This window comes from Pseudolabrys sp. Root1462, from assembly GCF_001426945.1.
Lineage (GTDB): Bacteria > Pseudomonadota > Alphaproteobacteria > Rhizobiales > Xanthobacteraceae > Pseudolabrys.
In genome coordinates, this window is record NZ_LMFS01000001.1 from 2285219 (window position 1) to 2304219 (window position 19001).

Consider the following 19001-nt stretch of genomic DNA (forward strand, 5'->3'; position numbering starts at 1 on the left):
AGCTGGGAATGCGAATTTGGGAATGCGGCCTGCCCGGGGCCGACCAAACAATGCGGGCGATGACGCATGTCCGTCATTCGCGCGAATCCGAAATCCAGGTTCCACATACCCACCTTGCCCGAAATGCGCTGGATTGGCCGGTCCGGCCGCGATAAGTCAGGACTACTGCCGGGAAGAAACGTCCAATGACCCAATTGACCGAAGCGCCGCTGGCGCCGCGCGCCGCGGCCTCGCCGACTCGGCTGATTGCGGCCGTCTGCGCCGCGCATTTCGTGTCGCACTACTACATCATCATTCTGGCGCCTCTGCTGCCCTATGTGCGCGCCGATTACGGCGTCACCTACACCGAGATCGGCTTCGCCATCGCCACCTTCAACGTCGTCTCGGCGGCGCTGCAGACGCCGGCCGGCTTCCTCATCGACCGTTTCGGCGCGCGCATCCTCCTGTTCTGGGGCTTGCTGCTCGGCGCCGTTGCCTTCGTGCTCGCCGGCCTCGTGCATTCATTCTGGTTCCTGGTGGCGATGTTCGCCATCGCCGGCGTTGGCAACACCGTCTATCACCCGGCCGATTACGCGCTGCTGTCGCAGCACGTGCGCGAGCACCGCATCGGCCAGGCGTTCTCCGTGCACACCTTCGCCGGCATGCTCGGTTCGGCGCTGGCGCCGCCGACGCTGCTGATGATGCAGACACTGTGGGGCTGGCGCGGCGCCTTCATCGGCGCCGGCATCGGCGGCCTGATCGTCGCCGCGCTGGTGCTGATGGTGCGCGATCCGCAGCCGCTGCCCGCCGTCCGGCCGCAGGCCCATGACGCATCCGCAAGCAAAGCCGGCGGCTGGACCATGCTGATGTCGCCGGCGATCCTGCTCAACCTCATGTTCTTCGTGCTGCTCGCTGTGATGAACAGCGGCATGAACAACTATTCCGTGGTCGCGCTCGGTGCCCTGTTCGGCACCCCGGTCGATACGGCCAACATCGCACTGACCAGTCTGCTGATGCTGACGGCCATCGGCGTACTCGCCGGCGGCCTGGTGGTGACGCGCACCGCGCTGCACGCCATCGTCGCCGGCCTCGGCCTCGTCGGCATGGTGGTGACCGCCGCCCTGATCGCGGCCTTCGATCTGCACACGGTGGCGCTGATCGCCGTGATGTCGGCCTTCGGCTTCTTCTCCGGCGTCATCTCGCCGTCGCGCGACATGATCGTGCGCGAAGCGACGCCGCCCGGCGCCTTCGGCCGGGTGTTCGGCTTTGTCACCACCGGCTTCAACCTCGGCGGCATCGTTGCGCCGATGCTGTTCGGCGCGCTGATGGACGCCGGCCAGCCGCGCTGGGTCTTCATCGGTGTCGCGATCTCGGCGCTGCTGGCGGTCGCCACCGTCACGACGGTGCCGAAACGGCCGCGCCCCGAGGCCTAAGCGCCTGCACCCATTAACCTTTGGGCGAGGCCAAATCCTGACGTCGGGGGCTTGTCAAATCGGCCGAATTAGCCCATGTGAGGGCCCGGCCAGCGCGGGTTTCACACGCGCCCGGCGGCCCGTCCAAGGGCTCCGCCCGGTCCCTGCTGGGGAATGGTGTAACGGTAGCACAACAGACTCTGACTCTGTTTGTCTAGGTTCGAATCCTAGTTCCCCAGCCAGCACCGACCACAGAGCGTCTCCGGTACCGACATGGTATGGAGACCAGAGGTGCCCCCCACAAGCTTGGCATTCGATCGCAACCTCGAAAGAAGAGCCGATGGCCCTCGATCAAGCGCAGATAGACGTTCTAGAAGAACATCTGCCCTACGAACTGGATATGCTCGAGGGCTCGCTCGGCGCGTGGGCAGGGTCCGACAGGGAAACCCGCGGGCAATGGGTTGCACGCATGGCACCTATCGAGGCTTTTTGGGTGCATGCGCGTATCCTTTGGGAGTTCTTCTGCAAATCAACAACGACTGCCGCATCTGCCGATCACTTCACCACCACTCGTTTGACCTACGACATTCCTGACATTGGGGACATCCAGACTCAAATCGTACACCTCAATTACGGACGGCCACGGGGCGACAACAAGGCCAAACTAGACATTTGGCGAGCACGAAACTTCGTTGGTGAAGTTAACTCGGCCGTAGATCGGTTTGAGGCCGCCTTATCAGAAGAATCTCGGCGGCATTGGAAGAAACGAGTACGGCTTGCGATTGCTGTGCCTGGAAATTCTCTTAGTTCGAGCAGTACGCACACTGCCATCCTATCAGATGATGTTCCGACAGGCTTCGGTCACGACACCGGTACGAACCGATATATCGGCGGACCAACAGGGCCAGCGCCGCCACGTAAATAAAATCAACCAAGCGCCTATGATCGGCCAACAGGGTCGCAACAGCAAAAGGCGCCGGTCGAAACCGGCGCCCTGCTCTCACGATCAGTCTTTGAATGCGTAGCGCTTAGCGCGCCGGATGCAGGCTGAGGCCCGAGACGCCGACCGCCAAATTGAGACCGGTCTGGCCCTGCACCGATACCGGCTGCAGCGTCACGGTACGGTCGGAGCCGCCGACCAGCACATTGGCGCCCGCGCCGACGCCCACGGTCGCTTCCGCGCTCGCGCCGCCGTAGCTGCCGGCCAACGCGCCGAACTTGCGGTTGCTCGGCGCGAACACCGACCACACCATCTCGCCGCCCGAGGTTGCCCCGATGTCGAGACCGAATTTGGTGATCGAACCGGTGTACACTTCCTTCGGCGCGTCGGGAGCCGAAGGCGTAAACAGGCACGTCACGTCCTTCTTCGACGCGATGATCATGCCGATGCCGCCGGAAATATCGCAGGTCAGCGCGCCGACCTTGGTGCGATCCTGCGTTTGCGCCTGGGCGGCCGGTGCTGAAACGACACCAGCGATCGCCATCGCGACCAGCGCGGTCAGTGGCTTATTCATACGAAGCTCCTCTGTCAGGAAAGTCTGCGGAATAACGCTGCGCATCGGCGCGAGTTCCATGGCGTTCAGCGCCCGGTCACGATCTGGCTGGCCGGAATCAGCACGCGGCAGTGCAGCCCTTCAGGATCGAACATCATGTCGACCTTGGCGTCGAGCGCCCGGGTCAGGTTGGTTTCGATCACGGTGCTGCCGAAGCCGCGCTTGCGCCTGGGCCTGACGCGCGGACCGAACTGTTCGCGCCAGTCGAGCTCGATCCCCTCATGCGGATTGCCGCCGCCGCGCCACTCGACCACGACGCGCCCCTCAGGCACGGACAGCGCGCCAAAGCGCGCCGCGTTGGCGCTCAATTCATGAATCGCAAGCCCGAGATTCTGCGCGGCTTCCGGCTTGAGCGCGACTTCCGGGCCGTTGATTTCTACCTGCTGGCCACCGTCGAGATAAACCGAGAGCTGCGATCGCACCAGCTCATTGAGCGAGGCGCCATACCAGCTTTCGCGCACCAGCAGGTCATGCGATGCCGCGAGGGCCTGCAGGCGGTCGCCGAACTGCCGGAGAAACGCGTCGATGGAGCCGGCGTGACGCGCGGTCTGCCGCGCCATGGCCTGGATCACAGCCAGCAGATTCTTGGAGCGGTGGGTGAGTTCGCGCAGCAGCAGACGCAAATGCGCCTCACCCTCCTTCCGTTCGGTAACATCGACGGAGGCGCAGGTCAGGCCGATAATATCACCGGCGTCATTGCGCAGCGGCTCGATGTGCAAATCGTGCCAGCGCAGGCCGAGGCCTTCGGCCACTGAGAATTCGGTGCGACGCGGCTCGCCGGTCGCCAGAGCTTCGCGCTTGATCGCGACGACCGAAGCACGGGCATCCGCCGGCAGGACATCCTCATCGGTGCGGCCGAGCAGATCCGCGATCGACTGCCCGAGCATAGGGTGGCTGACCGACGTGAAATAGAGATTACGGTCCTGCGTGTACACGACCACTTGGGACCCGCGTAACGCGGTTTCGTAACGAGCAAATCGTGCCCGCAACAAATTGAGTTCTATCGATTGTGCGCTGACCTGAGCTTCGAGCCGCCGGCATTCGTCTTGCAGCTGAATTAACTGGAGACTGCCGGGCGTCGCGCTTCCCGGCGGCGTCCCATTTGACATTAGTTCTTATCCATAGTGCCGCGCGCCCCCACTGACCTAACATCTGTTGCCGCGGCCGCAAATCCTTGGAATTCGAAGCCCGGCCCGCAACAATGCGGACCGGAACCCCGCGTCATCTCTAAACCCGGCAACCGCTAACTTGCCTTCCGCTCTTTTCGTTTCGCATTGCGCGCAAAAAACAGAGCCTGGCTCAGAACCGCAGACACCGTAGCCGGCTGGAACGGCTTGGCGATCAGGAACGCCGGTTCGGGTCGTTCGCCGGTCAAGAAGCGCTCCGGATAAGCGGTAATGAAGATCACCGGCACTTCGAACGTCCGCAGCATTTCGTTGACGGCGTCGAGGCCGGAACTGCCGTCCGCGAGCTGGATGTCGGCCAGGATGACGCCCGGCTGTTTGACGCGCGCGAGCGCCACGGCTTCGCTGTGGGTTCGTGCGACGCCGAGCACCTTGTGACCGAGGCCTTCGACCAACGCTTCGAGATCGAGCGCGATGAAGGTTTCGTCTTCGATGATCAGCACGTCGGTGGCGATCTCCGCAGCCAGTTCACGGCCGGATTGATCGACGAGTTCGCGCAACTGCGGCACGTCGATGTCGAGCACCTTGGCCGCCTCGTCCTCGGACAGGCCCTCGAGCGCGATCAGCAGAAACGCCTGACGCGGCAACGGCGCGATCTGCGACAGATGCCGCTCCACCGGTTGATTGCCGGCACTGAGCCCAGGCTCGGTGTTGACCCCAACGGAATTCCAGATGGTCGTGAAGAGACGGTAAAGCCCGACCCGGGTCGACGCGCCGGTATCGAGCACGCTCGGATCCTCTACGAGAGCCTCCAGCGTTGCCGCCACATAGGCGTCGCCCGACTGCTGGCTACCGGTCAAGGCCCGCGCGTAACGCCGCAGATAAGGCACATGCTGGGCAACTATCTGAGATATAGACAAGAATCCCTCCCGAAACGGTCACGCCCCCGCGGTCCGGCGGCTCTCATGCCGCCCGAACCAAAAGGACTTACGGGTCCTAAACTGTAACCTGATCAGAAAGTTCCATCAAAAAAAGTTCCATCTCACCTTGGAACCAAACTGGGACCGGTGGGTTCATGACCATAATAGGGGGAACCCTCCGTCTCCCCATGAGCCGGGGTGGAGGATTTCGGGGTCACTGTGATGACGAACAATCGCGACAAAGCCGTGGGACAAGAACAGCCAATGGACTCCGGGGCCGCACGAACCAGGAAAAACGATGTGAAAACAGCCAAGCTCGGGCGTGAAGTTCAGGCCCGTCTCGGCCAGCAACTGCGCGCGATCTATGACGACGTGGTCAATCAGGGCGTTCCTGACCGCTTCGCTGATTTGCTGAAACAGCTCGACAACAAAGACAATAAGGACCGCTCGTAATGCCAATCGACGACGCCGTCCGACAACAGATTCTCGATACCATTCCGAGCCTTCGCGCCTTCGCGATCTCGCTCTGCGGGAATGTCGATCGCGCCGACGACCTGGTTCAGGAAACGATGGTGCGAGCCATTGCCAACATCGACTCGTTCCAGCCCGGCACCAACATGTCGGCGTGGCTGTTCACCATTCTCCGCAATCACTTTCGCTCGGAATATCGCAAGCGCCGCCGCGAGGTGGAGGATGCCGACGGTCACTATGCCGACTCCCTGAAGTCGCAGCCCGAACAGCACGGCCATATCGAATTCGGTGAATTCCGTGAGGCCCTGGCGCAGCTGCCGTCGGATCAGCGTGAAGCCCTAATATTGGTTGGCGCCTCCGGATTTTCCTATGAGGAAGCAGCGCATATCTGCGATTGCGCGGTCGGCACCATCAAATCGCGTGTCAATCGGGCCCGCAACCGGCTCGCCGAGATCCTTCACGTCCGTGACGGTGAAGATTTCGGGCCAGATGAGCAAACCCGAGCCGTGCTCGCTGGTAGTAAATAGCCGATAACGAATAAACGTGAACGGGCGGCCGCCGGGCCGCCCGTTCTTTTTTATCGGCATGAGAACACTCAAAACAAAGCCCGCGCGATCATCGATCGCGCGGGCTTACTGTTTCAGGCGCAGTGCGTGTTTAAGGTACGGTCGGCGACCGGCCCCGCATCAGGTGCACCACCGCCGAAATGGCGAACAGCACCAGCGCGACGAAAAACACGATCTTAGCCGCCTCGACCGCGACACCCGCGATACCGCCGAAACCAAGGACGGCCGCAATCAGCGCGACGATCAGAAACGTTACTGCCCATCCGATCATGGATAGCCTCCGTAAACGGTGATTTTCTGATCAACGTCCTCTTGGGATGAATGTTCCCTGGCTCGGGTATAAGATGGAACCTCGTCCCGGCCTGCGGATTGGACCCTCGTGTAAGGAGTATCGTCATGGCGCCGCGTCCGAATTGGAAGGGCTTTCTCAAATTATCACTGGTCTCCTGTTCGGTCGCGCTTTACCCCGCGACCTCGACCAGTCAGCGCGTTCGTTTCAACATCATCAATCGCGAGACGGGCCACCGCATCCGCAATGAAGTGGTCGATGCAGAGAGTGGCGAGCCGGTCAATCCGGAAGATCGGGTGAAGGGCTACGAAGTCGAGAAGGGCCAGTACATCCTGATCGAGGAGGACGAGCTCGATAACGTCGCGCTGGAGAGCACGCACACCATCGACATTGATGAATTCGTACCGATGTCAGAGGTCGACCGGATATTTCTCGACGAGTCTTATTATCTCGTGCCACAGGACGAAGTCGCACAGGAAGCCTTCGCCGTGATCCGTGAAGCGATGCGCAAGGAAGACCTCGCCGGTCTCGCCCGCGTCGTCGTTTACCGGCGCGAGCGCCTGCTCCTGCTCCGGCCGCGCGGCAAGGGCCTGCTCGCCACGACCTTGCGGTACAAGAACGAGGTGCGCGAAGAGGCCAACTATTTCGATGACATCCCTGATATCAAAGTGCCGGCCGACATGCTCAAGCTGGCAGCTCACATTCTCGAAACCAAGAAGACCAAATTCGATCCGTCGAAGTTCGAGGATCGTTACGAGATGGCACTGCTCGATCTGATCAAGGCCAAACGCGCCGGAAAGAAGCCGGTGTCTGTTGCCGAGCCCAAGCCGAGCAACGTCATCAATCTGATGGATGCGTTGCGCCGCAGCGCCCAGAGCGAACGCCACCGTCCCGCGGCTTCCAGAAAACCGGCGGCGCGCCGTAAGCGTCCCACGGCAAAGCGCAAAGTGCGCAAGGCAAGCTAGGTCTGAACACTCATGGCCGGGCTGAAAGTCTACCACGGCAAGCGACGGTTCGGCATCACCGCCGAGCCGAAGGGCAAGGTCGTCACCAAGCGCGGCCACGCATTCGTCATCCAGAAGCACGCAGCGCGGCGGCTGCACTACGATCTTCGTCTCGAACTCGACGGCGTCATGAAGAGCTGGGCGGTGACGCGTGGCCCCAGCCTGGTGCCGAGCGAGAAACGCCTCGCTGTCGAGGTTGAAGATCACCCGATCGACTACAACACGTTCGAAGGCACCATCCCCCAAGGCGAGTACGGCGGGGGCACGGTCATGGTCTGGGACCGCGGCACCTGGAGCCCGGAAGGCGATCCGCATCGGGGGCTGAAAAAAGGTCATCTGGCGTTCGACCTCGACGGCGCCAAGCTGCAAGGCCATTGGCATCTCGTCCGCCTGCACAAGCGGCCCGGGGAAAAACGCAACAACTGGTTGCTGATCAAGTCTGATGACGAAGCCGCCCGCACCGCGAAACAGCCGGATATTCTCAAGGAGGCCGATTTCTCCATCAAGACCGGCCGGTCGATGGATGAAATCACCGAAGGCAAGAGCGCCACAGCCAAAGAGAAAGCGGCGATGAAGAAGGTGCTGACCGCGACCAAGAAAAAGATGTCGGCGTCGGAGCTCAAGCCTGCCAAAGCCGTAAAACGAAAAAAGGCTGCGTCCGCCCGGCTGGTGCAGAAGCAGGACAAGATTACCGAGGGCAAGCCGGCGCCTGCAAAAGGCGGCAAGCCCAAAGGAGGCAAGCGCGCGCCCCTCCCCGACTTTGTCGAACCTTGCCTGGCGACGTTGACCGATACGGCACCGGAGTCGGCGAATTGGATTCACGAGATCAAGTTCGATGGCTACCGGCTTCAGGCTCGGCTGAATCGCGGCAAGGCCAAGCTGCTGACGCGCAAGGGATTGGACTGGACGCACAAGTTTCGAGGCATCGCGGACGCGATAGACGAACTGCCCGTTGACAGCGCGCTGATCGACGGAGAACTCGTGGTTGAAGACGAGAACGGTGTCAGCAGCTTTTCCCTGCTACAGCAGGAATTGAAATCCGGGCGTCAGGATCGGCTGATCTATTATGTCTTCGACTTGCTCTACTGCGATGGGTCGGACCTGCGCGCCCTGCCGCTGCACCAGCGCAAGGAGGCGCTGGCCGGTTTGATCGGCACGGCCGGGGCGAAGACGCCGCTTCGCTTCAGCGAGTCCATCACCGAGCGCGGGTCGGTGTTGCTGAAACACGCCTGCCGCCTTGGCCTCGAAGGCATCATCTCGAAGCGCGATGATGCGCCCTATCATTCCGGCCGCGGCCATGACTGGCTGAAGGCCAAATGCACCGGTCGGCAGGAATTTGTCATTGCCGGTTATGTCCCATCGACGGCGGATAGCCACGCGATCGGTGCCCTGGTGCTTGGTGTCTATGATCGGGGCAAGCTGACCTATGCCGGGCGTGTTGGCACCGGCTTCTCCCACGACAACGCGCGGGCGCTCTATCGCAAGCTCAAGACACTGCAACGCCCGCGCACGTCGTTTGCCGCGGTCCCAGCGGAGGAACGCGGCGCCCGTGCCCCGATCTGGGTCGAACCAAAGCTGGTGGCGGAGGTTGACCTTCGCGGCTGGACCCACGGCAATCGCGTACGCCAGGCGTCGTTCCAGGGACTGCGCGAAGACAAGGCCGCGACGGAAGTCGTCCGCGAGGACAGATCGGCGGAGAAAGTTGTGGCTGCGAGCACGACCGTAAGCAAGAAACGCAGCGCCCCCGTGGCCGCGAAGAAATCGAACGATGTCGTCGGCGCCGTCAATCTCACTCATCCAGACCGCGTTTATTGGGAAGATGTCGGAGTTACCAAGCGCGATCTTGCCGAGTACTACCAGTCTGTCTGGAAGTGGATGGCGCCGCATGTCGTCGGCCGGCCGATCTCCCTGCTCCGCTGTCCGGATGGCGCCACTGGCCAATGTTTCTTCCAGAAACACGCATCCGCCGGGGTCTCAACCGCACACCTGCATGAGGTCGCCGAAAAAGGTGACAAGATCATCTCAATCGACGGGCTCGACGGCATGTTATCGCTGGTGCAAGCCGGCGTCCTCGAGGTGCACACCCGCGGTTCGACCATTGACGCGCTCGGCAAGGCCGATCGGTTAGTGTTCGATCTCGACCCGGGGCCGGGCACCGGATGGAAAGACATCGTCGCAGCCGCGCGCGATGTCCGCGAACGCCTCTCCGACCTGAAGTTGAAGAGCTTCCTCAAGACCTCCGGCGGCAAGGGTCTGCATGTCGTACTGCCGATCGCGCCGACTCCTTGGGAAACCGCCAAGGAATTCGCCCAGGCGCTCGCCGGAGCCATGGCCGCGGACGAACCCGACCGCTATGTCGCGACCGCGACCAAGAGCAAGCGCAATAATCGCATCTTCATCGACTATCTGCGCAACAGCCGCGAAGCTACCGCTGTCGCCCCCTATTCGACGCGCGCGCGTCCAGGCGCGGCGGTCTCCGTGCCGATCGAGTGGTCTGAACTGGGGCGGATCAAGAGCGCCGACCAATACACCGTCCTCAACGTCCTGGGCCGGCTCAAGCGCATGCGCAAGGATCCTTGGGCCGGTATCGGCCGGGTCAAACAGAAACTGCCCAACGGATGAGCAGTGACAGCGCCATGTCGGGAACCGCGGCGCATTGTCGCGCGTTCTAGTGCAACTTGGATTTTCGACGGGGCCCTAATGACTAAAGAAAACAAGGTGGCGTGTGAAAGCGCCGCCATCGCGTCGGTCGACAGGCACGGTAACGACAGACGTCATCCGACTCTGACCCAGAAATTCAGTGTCTTTGCGCAGAAGACCGCGAGTTGGACGGGACATCCGGCCGCATTTCTCCTTGCCGTCGCTGTCATCCTTGTTTGGATCGTGACAGGTCCAATCTTCAATTACAGCGACACCTGGCAGCTCATCATCAATACCGGCACAACCATCGTAACGTTCCTCATGGTGTTTCTCATTCAAAACACCCAGAACCGCGACATGCTGTCGATGCAGATCAAATTGTCCGAGCTGGTTCTGGCGATGAAAGATGCGGAGGACAAATTCGCGGCCGTCGAAGATCTAACCGACGAAGAACTGGAAGAGCTTCACGCCGATTGCCGGGCGCGCGCCGAAATGGCCGCTTCCCATATCGCCAACCGCTCCAGCGCAAGATCTTCGGGAAAAGCGGCCAAGAGCGACGCCGCTGCCGCCTGACGTCCTGGGGAACTTTTAAATGGTTCCGGCGTTCGCTTTTTTGCCACATGCCTCCGTTACTTGCGGCGCAGCAATGTCGGATGGAGTGCAGATAGATGCGGGCTTGGCTCTTGATCGTCGTGGCTGCGACGACGGCCGTTTTGATACCTGCGGCGACGATGGCGCAGGGGCGCAAACAGTTTTCCGGCGTGGCCTCGTTTTATGACAAGAACTATTCCGGCCGGACCGCGGCCGGCGTCCGCTACGACTCCAACAAATTCACGGCAGCCCACCGCACCCTGCCCTTTGGCACCAAACTGGTCGTCACCGACACCAAGACCAATCGGACCGTCACCGTGATCGTCAACGATCGTGGCCCCTTCATCAAAGGCCGCGTCCTCGATCTGTCTTATGCGGCAGCCAGCGCGCTGAAAATGCAGAGCCGCGGCCTCGCTCACGTGACCGCATCGGTCGAATAAGCCGGTCAGCCCGTATTCTCGGACGCGGCGGCGCGGGCGTGCGCCCGCCCATGCGGCATGCTATCGCCTCCCGGCTCAAGATTCCTCATCCAAGCCTGGAATAGCCATGCCCGCCAAACGTCCCTCGCCCCGTCTCCAGACCCTCACCGACGAAACCATGAATGAGCCGCAGAAGGCGCTGATGCGGGCCATCCGCTCCGGTCCGCGCGGCGCTTCGATCAAGCCGCAAGGCCCGTTCGGGGTTTGGCTGCACGCGCCGGAGTTTGGCCATTTCGCGCAGGCGCTCGGCGGCTTCTGCCGCTTGCAGTCCGGTGTGCCTCCGCGGCTCTCCGAATTCGCTGTTTTGTGCACCGCACGGCTCTGGCGCGCACAGTATGAGTGGTTCGCCCACGCTCCGATCGCCGAGAAGGCCGGCGTGAAGCCGAAGACCATTGCCGATCTCCGCGCCGGCCGCGTGCCCAAGTCGGCCGCCAAGGACGAACGCGCAATCTATGATTTCGTCCACGAGCTCTACAAAAAGCGCCGCGTCAGCGAGCGAAACTACAAGCGCGTGGTCGCAGTGCTCGGCGAAAAAGCCACCGTCGAGCTGGTCGGCATTCTCGGCTATTACTCGCTGATCTCGATGACGCTTAATGTCTTCAACGCCTTGCCGCCGGAAGGCGAAAAGCTGGTGTTCGCCGAGCCGAAATAACCGCTGCGGCATGAAAAAAAGCCCGGCGTTGCAAAACGCCGGGCTTTCTCGCGTCGTCAGATGAACTGGATCAGCACTCGCGGCGCTTGGTAATCACCACGCTGCCGTCCGGACGGTGACGGCGGACCGTCACGGTGCGGCACGCAGAAGCGCGGTGGTTACGCCAGCCGTAGTGGCGGCCGCGATCGTAGTGAGGGCGATAGCCTTCACGGACAACCACGCCGTTGCCGCCTGCGCGAACAACGACTTCCGCCGAAGCGGGCATTGCAACGGCGATCAACGAAACGCCTAGAGCGGCGCCGACAATCCATTTTTTCACGACTTTTCCCTCGGTTGAATTTGCTTTCTAGTTCCGAGGCACAACGCCGCAGGAGCGAAAATTGTTTCGTTATTTATTCGGGAAAATCCTGAACGGTCGTTCAGAAAGGGATCTGTGCCGACATGGGACGAAGGCCACCTGCTGATTGCAGACGACCTTCGTTGCCATTTCCCGGTTTACTTCTTCATCTGCATGTCGCCGTGGCTCATCGGCATGCCGCCACGGCCTGAAGCGCCGGCGTCCGTCGCCGCCATGCCTTGCACGCTAAATTCGACATCGACTTTGCCGGCCTTTTCAAACTGCAGCGTGCCCTTGAAAGTCTCGCCTTGCTTGAGCTGATCCTTGAGACCGGTGAACATCAGATGATAGCCGCCCGGCTTGAAGGTCAATGTCGCGCCCGGCTTGATCTCGATCCCGTTCGACAGCATGCGCATCTTCATCACGCCGTTGTCCATCGCCATCTCATGAATCTCAAAGCCTGACGACACAGGCACCGAACCACCGACCAGACGATCGGGCGCACTGCCGTTGTTCGTAACGGTAAAATAACCGCCGCCGACCGGCGCCCCTTTCGGCGTTGCGCGCGCCCACGGCTGTTCGATCTTCAGCGAGCCGGCGGTGTAGTCTTTGGCGACTACCGGCGACGTCAGCATGGCAGCAAGCGCGCCGGCCAGAATCAAACGTGACATTAGAGGACTCCTGATGAGGTTGGCGCGCGCAGGCCTCCTGCGTCGTCGCCCTGAAAGAAATATGGAATGGGGAGGTGTTCGCGGTCAGGCGAGCGGTGGCGCGCGGGGATGGTGCGAGCCGCGGCTGTCCGAATGAATGCCGGAGCCGAAGGCCGCCACCGGCGCGAGCACGCGCACGAGCTTCGGCGACGCCAGGAACTCGGCGGGCGGCGTATTCAGGGCCGCAGGCGCACAGCACAAGACGCCGCAGCCAGCCGTGCAGCCGCAACCATTGTCGGAACCGGCCGGTCCATGGCCGGCCCCGCTCGGCTGCGACACGCACAGCGCGTTCAGCATCGGGCTCGCGGCAGCCACCGACAGCGGCAGCAAGATCACCTGAGCCGCGATCAGGTATGACGCAGCCAGCGCAATCAGCCGTCGTGTCGGTAGACGAAAAGACATAATCGTCAGCTTATGATTTTGAGACGGAACCGTCCATCGCAGCCCTGTCGAAAGGCGTTCGGAGCCGTGATAAGCTGAGCGATACCATGGCTCACCATGAACCTTCGGCGCCGGACTCCGGCGCGCAAGTCGTCAACTTTCGCCGCCGTGCCGGCACCCCGTCGCCGGGACAAGGCAATACCGGCAAAAACGGTACCGGGCCCGGCGCCGTCGATGACGATCTGGCGAAATACGCCCGGGACGACACGCCCGACGATTATCAGCACCGGATGATCGTCAACATCGCCGCCTTCGCCTTCGTGGTGCTTCTGGTCGGGGCGGGCCTCTGGCTCGCCGATACCATGGCCAGCATGCGTAAGAACCAGGACTGTGTCCTGACCGGCCGGCGCGGCTGCAGCCCGGTTGAGGTCCCTGTCCAAAGCCGCTACTAGGACAGGATCCGGCCATTTTCGACGCCCGATAGACCGGGGGCAAACCCTTGGCATTCCGGCGGTTTGGGCACCCTGCCATTGAACTTGACCCGGCGCTTCGCTATACGGGCTCGCGACCCTTGACGGCTGGGTTCGACAGGCTCGTGCCTCTTCGCGGGAAGTTGGCATAACTTCAATAAAATCAGAGAGTTATGATGTCATCCACTTTCGAGACCATCGCCAATATTATCGCCGAGACCTGCGATATCCCGCGCGACTCGATCACGCCCGAGAGCCACGCCATCAACGATCTGGGCATCGACAGCCTGGATTTCCTCGATATCGCCTTCGCCATCGACAAGGCGTTCGGCATCAAGCTGCCGCTCGAGCAGTGGACGCAGGAAGTTTCAGACGGCAAGGCCACCACCGACCAGTATTTCGTCCTCAAGAATTTGGCCGCTCGGATTGACGAGCTCGTTGCCGCCAAAGGGGCTTAACGCTCAACGCCAATGCGCCTCGAGTATTTTCAGCTGATCGATCGCGTCGTCGACATCAATCTCACCGAACGCCGGATCAGCTGCGAGGCCACGGTTCCCTCGGTCTCAACGGTCTTTGAGGGGCACTTCCCCGGCTTCCCCCTGATGCCTGGCGTGCTGCTCATCGAGGCCATGGCGCAGACCTCCGGCTGGCTGGTCTCATCGATCAACAAATTCAAACGCATGTCCTTCCTCGCGTCGGTGAAGGAAGCCAAGCTTCGCACCTTCGTGCTGCCCGGATACGTTCTCAACATCGAGTCCAAACTTGTGCACGAAGGCTCCGGTTATGCCGTCCTCGACGCCAAGGTGAAGAACAGCGGCAAACCGGTTTGCGATGCGACCATCACGCTGCGCGTGATGGAATTCCCCAACGAGGAATTGGCCGGCGAGATGCTCAAAATGGCCGCCCGCGTCGGCCTCACTCCGGAGATGGCACTCAATGGCTGACGCGCCGCGCGAAGCCTGGATCACGGGTGTCGGCATCGTCTCGACATTGGGCGAAGGCGTTGACGCGCATTGGCAGAAGCTTTCCGCCGGACAACCGGCCGCCGACGCCACGACCTTCGCGCCGTTCGTCGTGCACCCGCTGGCGCCGGTGAATTTCGACGCGCAGATTCCGAAGAAGGGCGATCAGCGCCAGATGGAAAACTGGCAGCGTATCGGTACTTACGCGGCCGGCCTCGCGCTCGATTCCGCCGGCGTCAAAGGCAAGCCTGAACTCCTGTCGCAGATGGACATGATCGTCGCGGCCGGTGGCGGCGAGCGCGACCTCAAAGTCGATGCGACAATCTTGAACGGCTACGCCCAGGCTGCCAATCCCGCCGCTTTTCTCAACGAGCGGCTGATGGGCGATCTCCGCCCTACCCTTTTTCTAGCGCAGCTTTCCAATCTTCTCGCCGGCAACATCTCGATCGTGCATGGCGTGACCGGTTCATCGCGCACCTTCATGGGCGAGGAATCCGCCGGCTTTGATGCGGTTCGCATTGCACTATCGCGCATCGCCGCGGGCCAGAGCGACATCGCGCTCGTCGGCGGCGCCCACAATGGCGAACGTCCGGAAATGCTGATGCTTTACGAGTTCGCCGGCGAGTGTTTGAAAGACAAGCTCGTTCCAGTCTGGGAGCGCGGCGACAAAGGCGGCTTCGCGCTCGGCTCACTCGGTGCCTTCCTTGTCATCGAAGCACGGGATCACGCGGAAAAGCGTGGCGCCAAGCCGCTCGCGCGATTGACCGCAGTCGTCTCCGACCGCGCCTCGCGCCAACCCGGTACCATCACCGAGACGCTTGGCAAGCTTTGGGACAAGATCAAGGACAAGGTCAAAGGGAACCATACCGCGGTACTGTCGGGCGCGACGGGCGCTCCTCAGGCGACCGTCGAGGAACGCGCCTTTCTCCAGCAACATGGCGATCTTGCCGTGCGCGCGACCGGCACCTATCTCGGTCATGGGATGGAACCACAATTCGCGATGAATGTGGCCCTGGCGACCGTGATGCTTGCGCATGGTAGCCTCTACCCGCCGTGCGATCAGACCGGGCTGGAGAAGCCGATGAACGGCTCTCTCGACCAGGTCGTGGTAACCGGCGTCGGTCATTGGCGCGGCGAAGGCATGGCGCTGGTCGAGCGCGTCGGCTGAGGGAGAGCAATATGGCTTCCGGCAAAGACAAATACGGCAGACCTGTTGTCGTCGTCACCGGCCTTGGCGTCGTGACGTCGCTCGGTGCGGGTAAAGTCGATAACTGGGCCAAGTTGACAGCGGGCGAGTCCGGCATTCGCGAAATTACGCGCTTTGCGACGGACGGCCTGAAAACGCGCATTGCCGGTACGGTCGACTTCCTCGGACCGCAGCCATCATCCGCGGCGCTGGCTGAACGCTTTGCCGATCTGGCCGCCGAAGAAGCCGTGGCGCAATCCGGCGTCGGCTCGGCCGGTCGTTTCCCGGGCCCTCTCTTTTTCGCCGTGCCGCCGATCGAGATCGAATGGCCGCAGCGCATGGAACTGGGCGCCAATTCCGGCGCCAACGGTCCGTTGAGCTATGATGATCTGCTGCGCGCTGCACCGCAGTTTCCGGCCTACCACGAACGTTTCCTGTTCGGTTCGGTCGCCAACCACATCGCCGACAAGTTCGGCACCCAGGGCTCGCCGATTTCGCTGTCGACGGCCTGCGCCTCTGGTGCCAGCGCCATCCAGCTCGGCGTCGAAGCAATCCGCCGCGGCGATACCGACGCGGCGCTGTGCATCGGCACCGACGGTTCGATCAACCCGGAAGCGCTCATCCGCTTCTCACTGTTGTCGGCGCTGTCGACCACCAACGACAATCCGCAAGGCGCGTCCAAACCCTTCGCCAAGAACCGCGATGGCTTCATCATGGCCGAAGGCGCCGGCGCGCTGGTGCTGGAAAGCTACGACTCGGCGAAAGCGCGCGGCGCCACCATCATCGGCATCATGGAAGGGTGCGGCGAGATGGCCGACTCCTTCCATCGCACCCGCTCCAGTCCCGACGGCAAGCCGATCATCGGCTGCATCAAGAATGCCTTGAAGGACGCCGGTCTCGAGGCCGAGGCCATCGATTACATCAATGCTCACGGCACCTCGACGCCGGAAAACGACAAGATGGAATATACCGGTCTCTCCGCTGCGCTCGGCGAGCGCGTCAAGACCGTGCCGATCTCGTCCAACAAGTCGATGATCGGCCACACGCTCTCAGCGGCCGGCGCAGTCGAAGCCGTGTTCTCGCTTCTGACGCTGCAAAGCCAGCGTATCCCGCCGACCATCAATTACGACGTGCCCGACCCGGCGATTCCGCTCGACGTCGTGCCGAACAAGGCTCGCGACGCCCGCATCACGCATGCGATGTCAAATTCGTTCGGATTTGGCGGCCAGAACGTTTCATTGATCATGGGCCTGGAGCCGGCGGCGTAACCGTCCCCGCCCGCCCCATTGCCTCCTAATCATCTCATCACGTCAGTATCATCATGCGCGCACTCCAACTGATCGCCGACCGCAAGCTCGAAGTGGTCGACATGCCCGCTCCCGCCGCCCCCGGCAGCGATGAGGTTCAGGTGCGTGTCAAGACGGTCGGCCTCAATCATCTCGACGTGTGGGGCTTTCGCGGCATGGCCTTTGCCAAGCGCAAACTGCCGCTCGTCGTCGGGGTTGAAGCCGCCGGTGAGATCGCCGCGGTCGGCTCCAATGTGAAGGACCTCAAGGCGGGCGACCGCGTCGCCATGTATGGCGCCATGACCTGCGGCCATTGCGCCGCCTGTCGCGAAGGCCGCGACAATCTTTGCGAAAACGTCTCCGGCATCATGGGCTTCCACCTCGACGGCTTCGCCCGCGAGCTGATCAACCTGCCTTCCCGCCTCGTCGTCAAGGTGCCGGACGGCGTGTCGCTGCGCGACGCCGCTTGCGCGCCGATCGCGTTCGGCACCACCGAGCACATGCTATTCGATAACGCCAAGCTCAAGCCGGGCGAGACCATTCTGGTCCATGCGGCCGGCTCGGGCATCGGCTCGGTCGCCATCAAGATGGCGAAGGCGCTCGGCTGCACGGTGATCACGACTGTCGGCGATGACGCCAAGGCCGAAAAAGCCAAGGCGCTGGGGGCCGACCACGTCATCAACTACAAGACCGACCGTTTCGAAGGCGTCGTCCGCAAGCTGACCGCGAAGAAGGGCGTTGACGTCGTGTTCGAGCACGTCGGCGGCGAAGGCTTCAATGCTTCGCTGTTCTGTCTCAAGCGTGGCGGCCGCCTCGTCACCTGCGGTTCGACCGCGGGGCCGACCGTGACGATCAACCTCATGCAGATGTTCCAGCAGCAGTACAAGATCCTCGCTTCGTTCGGCTGCCAGATCCGCAACATCCGTGACAGCCTTTCGAAGATGGCCGCCGGCATGGGTGCGATCATCGACAGCGAATTCGCGCTTACGGACTTCGAGAAGGGTCTGGCGCGCCTCGAAGGCCGGCAGGTCTTCGGCAAAGTCATCATCAACTTCTGATGCCGCGCACGTCCCTGAAACAGCGCTGGCGCCGTGGTCTCAAGGTCACTGGCAACGCGATCGGCGGCGCGCTGGCGATCGGCGTCATCAAGTTGATGCGCCTGGCCCGACAGGACACCATGAGCAACCTCGCCGGGTCGTTCATGCGGCGCATCGGCCCGCTGTTTCCCGAGCACAAGATCGGACGAGCCAACCTGACGGCGGCGTTTCCGGAAAAGACGCCGGCGGAAATCGACAAGATTCTGCTCGGGGTCTGGGAAAACCTCGGCCGCGTCGGCGCCGAGTTCACGCAACTCGACCGCCTCATCGAATTCAATCGCCAGCATCCGGAGCTCGGACGGCTGCATATTCCGCCGTCGCTGTTCAACCGGTTCCTTGAACTCGCCAATGACGGCAAACCGGCACTGGTGTTCACCGCCCACCTGGCCAACTGGGAGCTACCAGCGGTGTTCGCCGCCTCTCAAGGCCTCGACAGCGCAGCGCTTTATCGCCGCCCCAACATGCCGGCAATCGACCGCTGGGTCCGGGAGACGCGCGCCGCCAGTATGGGCGAGTTGATCGCCACCGGGCTTGACGCTCCGGTTCGCATCGCCGATGCGCTCAAGCGCGGCGCTCATATCGGTATGCTGGTCGATCAGTATTATGTCCGCGGGGTCGAGGTTACCTTCTTCGGCCGCAAGACCAATGCCAATCCGCTTATCGCGCGGCTGGCGCAGCATTTCGACTGCCCCATTGTCGGCGTCCGCGTCATACGGTTGCCGAACAACCGCTTCACCGCCGAATTGACCGACGAGATCAAGCCGGTGCGCGACGCCAAAGGCGATGTAGATATCGCCGCCACGATGCAGGTCATCACCACCATCATCGAGGGCTGGGTACGCGAACATCCCGAGCAGTGGCTCTGGCTGCACCGGCGCTGGCGCTGACGCGG

23 protein-coding genes and 1 tRNA gene are annotated in these 19001 nt (G+C 62.2%); 17 read left to right on the plus strand and 7 right to left on the minus strand.

Features of this window, described 5'->3' with window-relative positions; translation table 11 throughout:
* Positions 1–185: 185 nt before the first annotated feature.
* The 3 genes from ASD45_RS11220 (at position 186) to ASD45_RS23455 (ending at position 2316) form a co-directional block, all read left to right on the plus strand.
* Positions 186–1412 carry an MFS transporter gene (locus tag ASD45_RS11220; RefSeq protein ID WP_056911558.1) on the plus strand — a complete coding sequence of 409 codons (1227 nt, stop codon included), beginning with the start codon at positions 186–188 and terminating at the stop codon, positions 1410–1412.
* Positions 1413–1559: 147 nt separating this feature from the next.
* Positions 1560–1633: transfer RNA gene (locus ASD45_RS11225), tRNA-Gln, on the plus strand.
* 98 nt (positions 1634–1731) lie between these two features.
* Positions 1732–2316 (plus strand): hypothetical protein, encoded by a 585-nt coding sequence (locus ASD45_RS23455; RefSeq protein WP_156380805.1) that lies wholly within the window; start codon positions 1732–1734, stop codon positions 2314–2316.
* Between the two features lie 103 nt (positions 2317–2419).
* Here ASD45_RS23455 and ASD45_RS11230 read toward each other — a convergent pair whose 3' ends face one another.
* The 3 genes from ASD45_RS11230 to ASD45_RS11240 all read right to left on the minus strand — a co-directional run bounded on the left by ASD45_RS11230 (position 2420) and on the right by ASD45_RS11240 (position 4988).
* Entirely contained in the window at positions 2420–2905 is a 486-nt protein-coding gene (locus ASD45_RS11230; RefSeq protein WP_244485304.1) for a DUF992 domain-containing protein, read from the minus strand.
* 65 nt (positions 2906–2970) lie between these two features.
* Positions 2971–4053: an HWE histidine kinase domain-containing protein gene (locus ASD45_RS11235; protein WP_082540787.1), complete on the minus strand. Its 1083-nt coding sequence runs from the start codon at positions 4051–4053 to the stop codon at positions 2971–2973.
* Between the two features lie 134 nt (positions 4054–4187).
* The gene (locus ASD45_RS11240; RefSeq protein ID WP_056911560.1) at positions 4188–4988 is read right to left on the minus strand and encodes a response regulator; all 801 of its coding nucleotides are present in this window, start codon (positions 4986–4988) and stop codon (positions 4188–4190) included.
* A gap of 264 nt (positions 4989–5252) precedes the next feature.
* Here ASD45_RS11240 and ASD45_RS11245 point away from each other — a divergent pair, with 264 nt between their 5' ends.
* Together ASD45_RS11245 and ASD45_RS11250 are read left to right on the plus strand one after the other, a co-directional pair.
* On the plus strand, positions 5253–5441 hold the full coding sequence (locus ASD45_RS11245; RefSeq protein WP_056912725.1) for a NepR family anti-sigma factor: 189 nt from the start codon (positions 5253–5255) through the stop codon (positions 5439–5441).
* On the plus strand, positions 5441–5986 hold the full coding sequence (locus tag ASD45_RS11250) for a sigma-70 family RNA polymerase sigma factor (protein ID WP_056911561.1): 546 nt from the start codon (positions 5441–5443) through the stop codon (positions 5984–5986). Before ASD45_RS11245 ends, ASD45_RS11250 begins: the two co-directional genes overlap by 1 nt.
* 130 nt (positions 5987–6116) lie before the next feature.
* Here the strand turns inward: ASD45_RS11250 and ASD45_RS11255 are convergent, their stop codons facing one another.
* A complete protein-coding gene (locus ASD45_RS11255; RefSeq protein WP_056911562.1) occupies positions 6117–6296 on the minus strand; it encodes a DUF1328 domain-containing protein in 180 nt (59 codons plus the stop codon).
* A 125-nt stretch (positions 6297–6421) separates the two neighbouring features.
* On the opposite strand from ASD45_RS11255, the gene ASD45_RS11260 reads away from it, so the two are divergent.
* The 5 genes from ASD45_RS11260 (at position 6422) to ASD45_RS11280 (ending at position 11680) form a co-directional block, all read left to right on the plus strand.
* Complete coding sequence (locus tag ASD45_RS11260; protein ID WP_056911563.1) at positions 6422–7279, plus strand: Ku protein; 858 nt, start codon at positions 6422–6424, stop codon at positions 7277–7279.
* Between the two features lie 12 nt (positions 7280–7291).
* Entirely contained in the window at positions 7292–9940 is a 2649-nt protein-coding gene (gene ligD / locus ASD45_RS11265; protein WP_056911564.1) for a DNA ligase D, read from the plus strand.
* A 3-nt stretch (positions 9941–9943) separates the two neighbouring features.
* Positions 9944–10531 carry a low affinity iron permease family protein gene (locus tag ASD45_RS11270; protein WP_244485307.1) on the plus strand — a complete coding sequence of 196 codons (588 nt, stop codon included), beginning with the start codon at positions 9944–9946 and terminating at the stop codon, positions 10529–10531.
* A 95-nt stretch (positions 10532–10626) separates the two neighbouring features.
* The gene (locus tag ASD45_RS11275; protein ID WP_056911565.1) at positions 10627–10989 is read left to right on the plus strand and encodes a septal ring lytic transglycosylase RlpA family protein; all 363 of its coding nucleotides are present in this window, start codon (positions 10627–10629) and stop codon (positions 10987–10989) included.
* A 106-nt stretch (positions 10990–11095) separates the two neighbouring features.
* Positions 11096–11680, plus strand: a complete 585-nt coding sequence (locus ASD45_RS11280) for a carboxymuconolactone decarboxylase family protein (protein WP_200949660.1) — start codon at positions 11096–11098, stop codon at positions 11678–11680.
* A gap of 70 nt (positions 11681–11750) precedes the next feature.
* On the opposite strand, the gene ASD45_RS11285 is transcribed toward ASD45_RS11280, so the two are convergent.
* From ASD45_RS11285 to ASD45_RS11295, 3 genes are all read right to left on the minus strand, one after another.
* Positions 11751–11999, minus strand: coding sequence for a hypothetical protein (locus ASD45_RS11285; protein ID WP_056911566.1), 249 nt, complete (start codon positions 11997–11999; stop codon positions 11751–11753).
* Positions 12000–12175: 176 nt separating this feature from the next.
* On the minus strand, positions 12176–12688 hold the full coding sequence (locus tag ASD45_RS11290) for a copper chaperone PCu(A)C (protein ID WP_056911567.1): 513 nt from the start codon (positions 12686–12688) through the stop codon (positions 12176–12178).
* A gap of 84 nt (positions 12689–12772) precedes the next feature.
* Positions 12773–13129, minus strand: coding sequence for a hypothetical protein (locus ASD45_RS11295; RefSeq protein ID WP_056911568.1), 357 nt, complete (start codon positions 13127–13129; stop codon positions 12773–12775).
* A gap of 86 nt (positions 13130–13215) precedes the next feature.
* Here ASD45_RS11295 and ASD45_RS11300 point away from each other — a divergent pair, with 86 nt between their 5' ends.
* From ASD45_RS11300 to ASD45_RS11330, 7 genes are all read left to right on the plus strand, one after another.
* Positions 13216–13560 carry a hypothetical protein gene (locus ASD45_RS11300; protein ID WP_056911569.1) on the plus strand — a complete coding sequence of 115 codons (345 nt, stop codon included), beginning with the start codon at positions 13216–13218 and terminating at the stop codon, positions 13558–13560.
* 194 nt (positions 13561–13754) lie between these two features.
* A complete protein-coding gene (locus tag ASD45_RS11305; RefSeq protein WP_056912728.1) occupies positions 13755–14036 on the plus strand; it encodes an acyl carrier protein in 282 nt (93 codons plus the stop codon).
* 12 nt (positions 14037–14048) lie between these two features.
* Complete coding sequence (locus tag ASD45_RS11310) at positions 14049–14522, plus strand: 3-hydroxyacyl-ACP dehydratase FabZ family protein (protein ID WP_056911570.1); 474 nt, start codon at positions 14049–14051, stop codon at positions 14520–14522.
* Positions 14515–15708, plus strand: a complete 1194-nt coding sequence (locus ASD45_RS11315) for a beta-ketoacyl-ACP synthase (RefSeq protein WP_056911571.1) — start codon at positions 14515–14517, stop codon at positions 15706–15708. Before ASD45_RS11310 ends, ASD45_RS11315 begins: the two co-directional genes overlap by 8 nt.
* Before the next feature lie 11 nt (positions 15709–15719).
* Complete coding sequence (locus ASD45_RS11320; RefSeq protein WP_056911572.1) at positions 15720–16994, plus strand: beta-ketoacyl-ACP synthase; 1275 nt, start codon at positions 15720–15722, stop codon at positions 16992–16994.
* 53 nt (positions 16995–17047) lie between these two features.
* On the plus strand, positions 17048–18070 hold the full coding sequence (locus ASD45_RS11325) for a zinc-binding dehydrogenase (RefSeq protein ID WP_056911573.1): 1023 nt from the start codon (positions 17048–17050) through the stop codon (positions 18068–18070).
* Positions 18070–18996, plus strand: a complete 927-nt coding sequence (locus ASD45_RS11330; protein ID WP_056911574.1) for a lipid A biosynthesis lauroyl acyltransferase — start codon at positions 18070–18072, stop codon at positions 18994–18996. The genes ASD45_RS11325 and ASD45_RS11330 overlap by 1 nt, the downstream gene beginning before the upstream one ends.
* Positions 18997–19001 lie beyond the last annotated feature (5 nt).

What these genes read in the sequence shown, in the direction of transcription:
- ASD45_RS11220 (WP_056911558.1), top strand. Translation starts at nt 186, where the DNA reads ATGACCCAATTGACCGAAGCGCCGCTGGCGCCGCGCGCCGCGGCCTCG.
- ASD45_RS11320 (WP_056911572.1), top strand. Translation starts at nt 15,720, where the DNA reads ATGGCTTCCGGCAAAGACAAATACGGCAGACCTGTTGTCGTCGTCACC.
- ASD45_RS11275 (WP_056911565.1), top strand. Translation starts at nt 10,627, where the DNA reads ATGCGGGCTTGGCTCTTGATCGTCGTGGCTGCGACGACGGCCGTTTTG.
- ASD45_RS11245 (WP_056912725.1), top strand. Translation starts at nt 5,253, where the DNA reads ATGGACTCCGGGGCCGCACGAACCAGGAAAAACGATGTGAAAACAGCC.
- ASD45_RS11325 (WP_056911573.1), top strand. Translation starts at nt 17,048, where the DNA reads ATGCGCGCACTCCAACTGATCGCCGACCGCAAGCTCGAAGTGGTCGAC.
- ASD45_RS11280 (WP_200949660.1), top strand. Translation starts at nt 11,096, where the DNA reads ATGCCCGCCAAACGTCCCTCGCCCCGTCTCCAGACCCTCACCGACGAA.
- ligD (WP_056911564.1), top strand. Translation starts at nt 7,292, where the DNA reads ATGGCCGGGCTGAAAGTCTACCACGGCAAGCGACGGTTCGGCATCACC.
- ASD45_RS11260 (WP_056911563.1), top strand. Translation starts at nt 6,422, where the DNA reads ATGGCGCCGCGTCCGAATTGGAAGGGCTTTCTCAAATTATCACTGGTC.
- ASD45_RS23455 (WP_156380805.1), top strand. Translation starts at nt 1,732, where the DNA reads ATGGCCCTCGATCAAGCGCAGATAGACGTTCTAGAAGAACATCTGCCC.
- ASD45_RS11315 (WP_056911571.1), top strand. Translation starts at nt 14,515, where the DNA reads ATGGCTGACGCGCCGCGCGAAGCCTGGATCACGGGTGTCGGCATCGTC.
- ASD45_RS11300 (WP_056911569.1), top strand. Translation starts at nt 13,216, where the DNA reads ATGGCTCACCATGAACCTTCGGCGCCGGACTCCGGCGCGCAAGTCGTC.
- ASD45_RS11230 (WP_244485304.1), bottom strand. Translation starts at nt 2,905, where the DNA reads ATGAATAAGCCACTGACCGCGCTGGTCGCGATGGCGATCGCTGGTGTC.
- ASD45_RS11235 (WP_082540787.1), bottom strand. Translation starts at nt 4,053, where the DNA reads ATGTCAAATGGGACGCCGCCGGGAAGCGCGACGCCCGGCAGTCTCCAG.
- ASD45_RS11305 (WP_056912728.1), top strand. Translation starts at nt 13,755, where the DNA reads ATGTCATCCACTTTCGAGACCATCGCCAATATTATCGCCGAGACCTGC.
- ASD45_RS11330 (WP_056911574.1), top strand. Translation starts at nt 18,070, where the DNA reads ATGCCGCGCACGTCCCTGAAACAGCGCTGGCGCCGTGGTCTCAAGGTC.
- ASD45_RS11290 (WP_056911567.1), bottom strand. Translation starts at nt 12,688, where the DNA reads ATGTCACGTTTGATTCTGGCCGGCGCGCTTGCTGCCATGCTGACGTCG.
- ASD45_RS11310 (WP_056911570.1), top strand. Translation starts at nt 14,049, where the DNA reads ATGCGCCTCGAGTATTTTCAGCTGATCGATCGCGTCGTCGACATCAAT.
- ASD45_RS11295 (WP_056911568.1), bottom strand. Translation starts at nt 13,129, where the DNA reads ATGTCTTTTCGTCTACCGACACGACGGCTGATTGCGCTGGCTGCGTCA.
- ASD45_RS11255 (WP_056911562.1), bottom strand. Translation starts at nt 6,296, where the DNA reads ATGATCGGATGGGCAGTAACGTTTCTGATCGTCGCGCTGATTGCGGCC.
- ASD45_RS11250 (WP_056911561.1), top strand. Translation starts at nt 5,441, where the DNA reads ATGCCAATCGACGACGCCGTCCGACAACAGATTCTCGATACCATTCCG.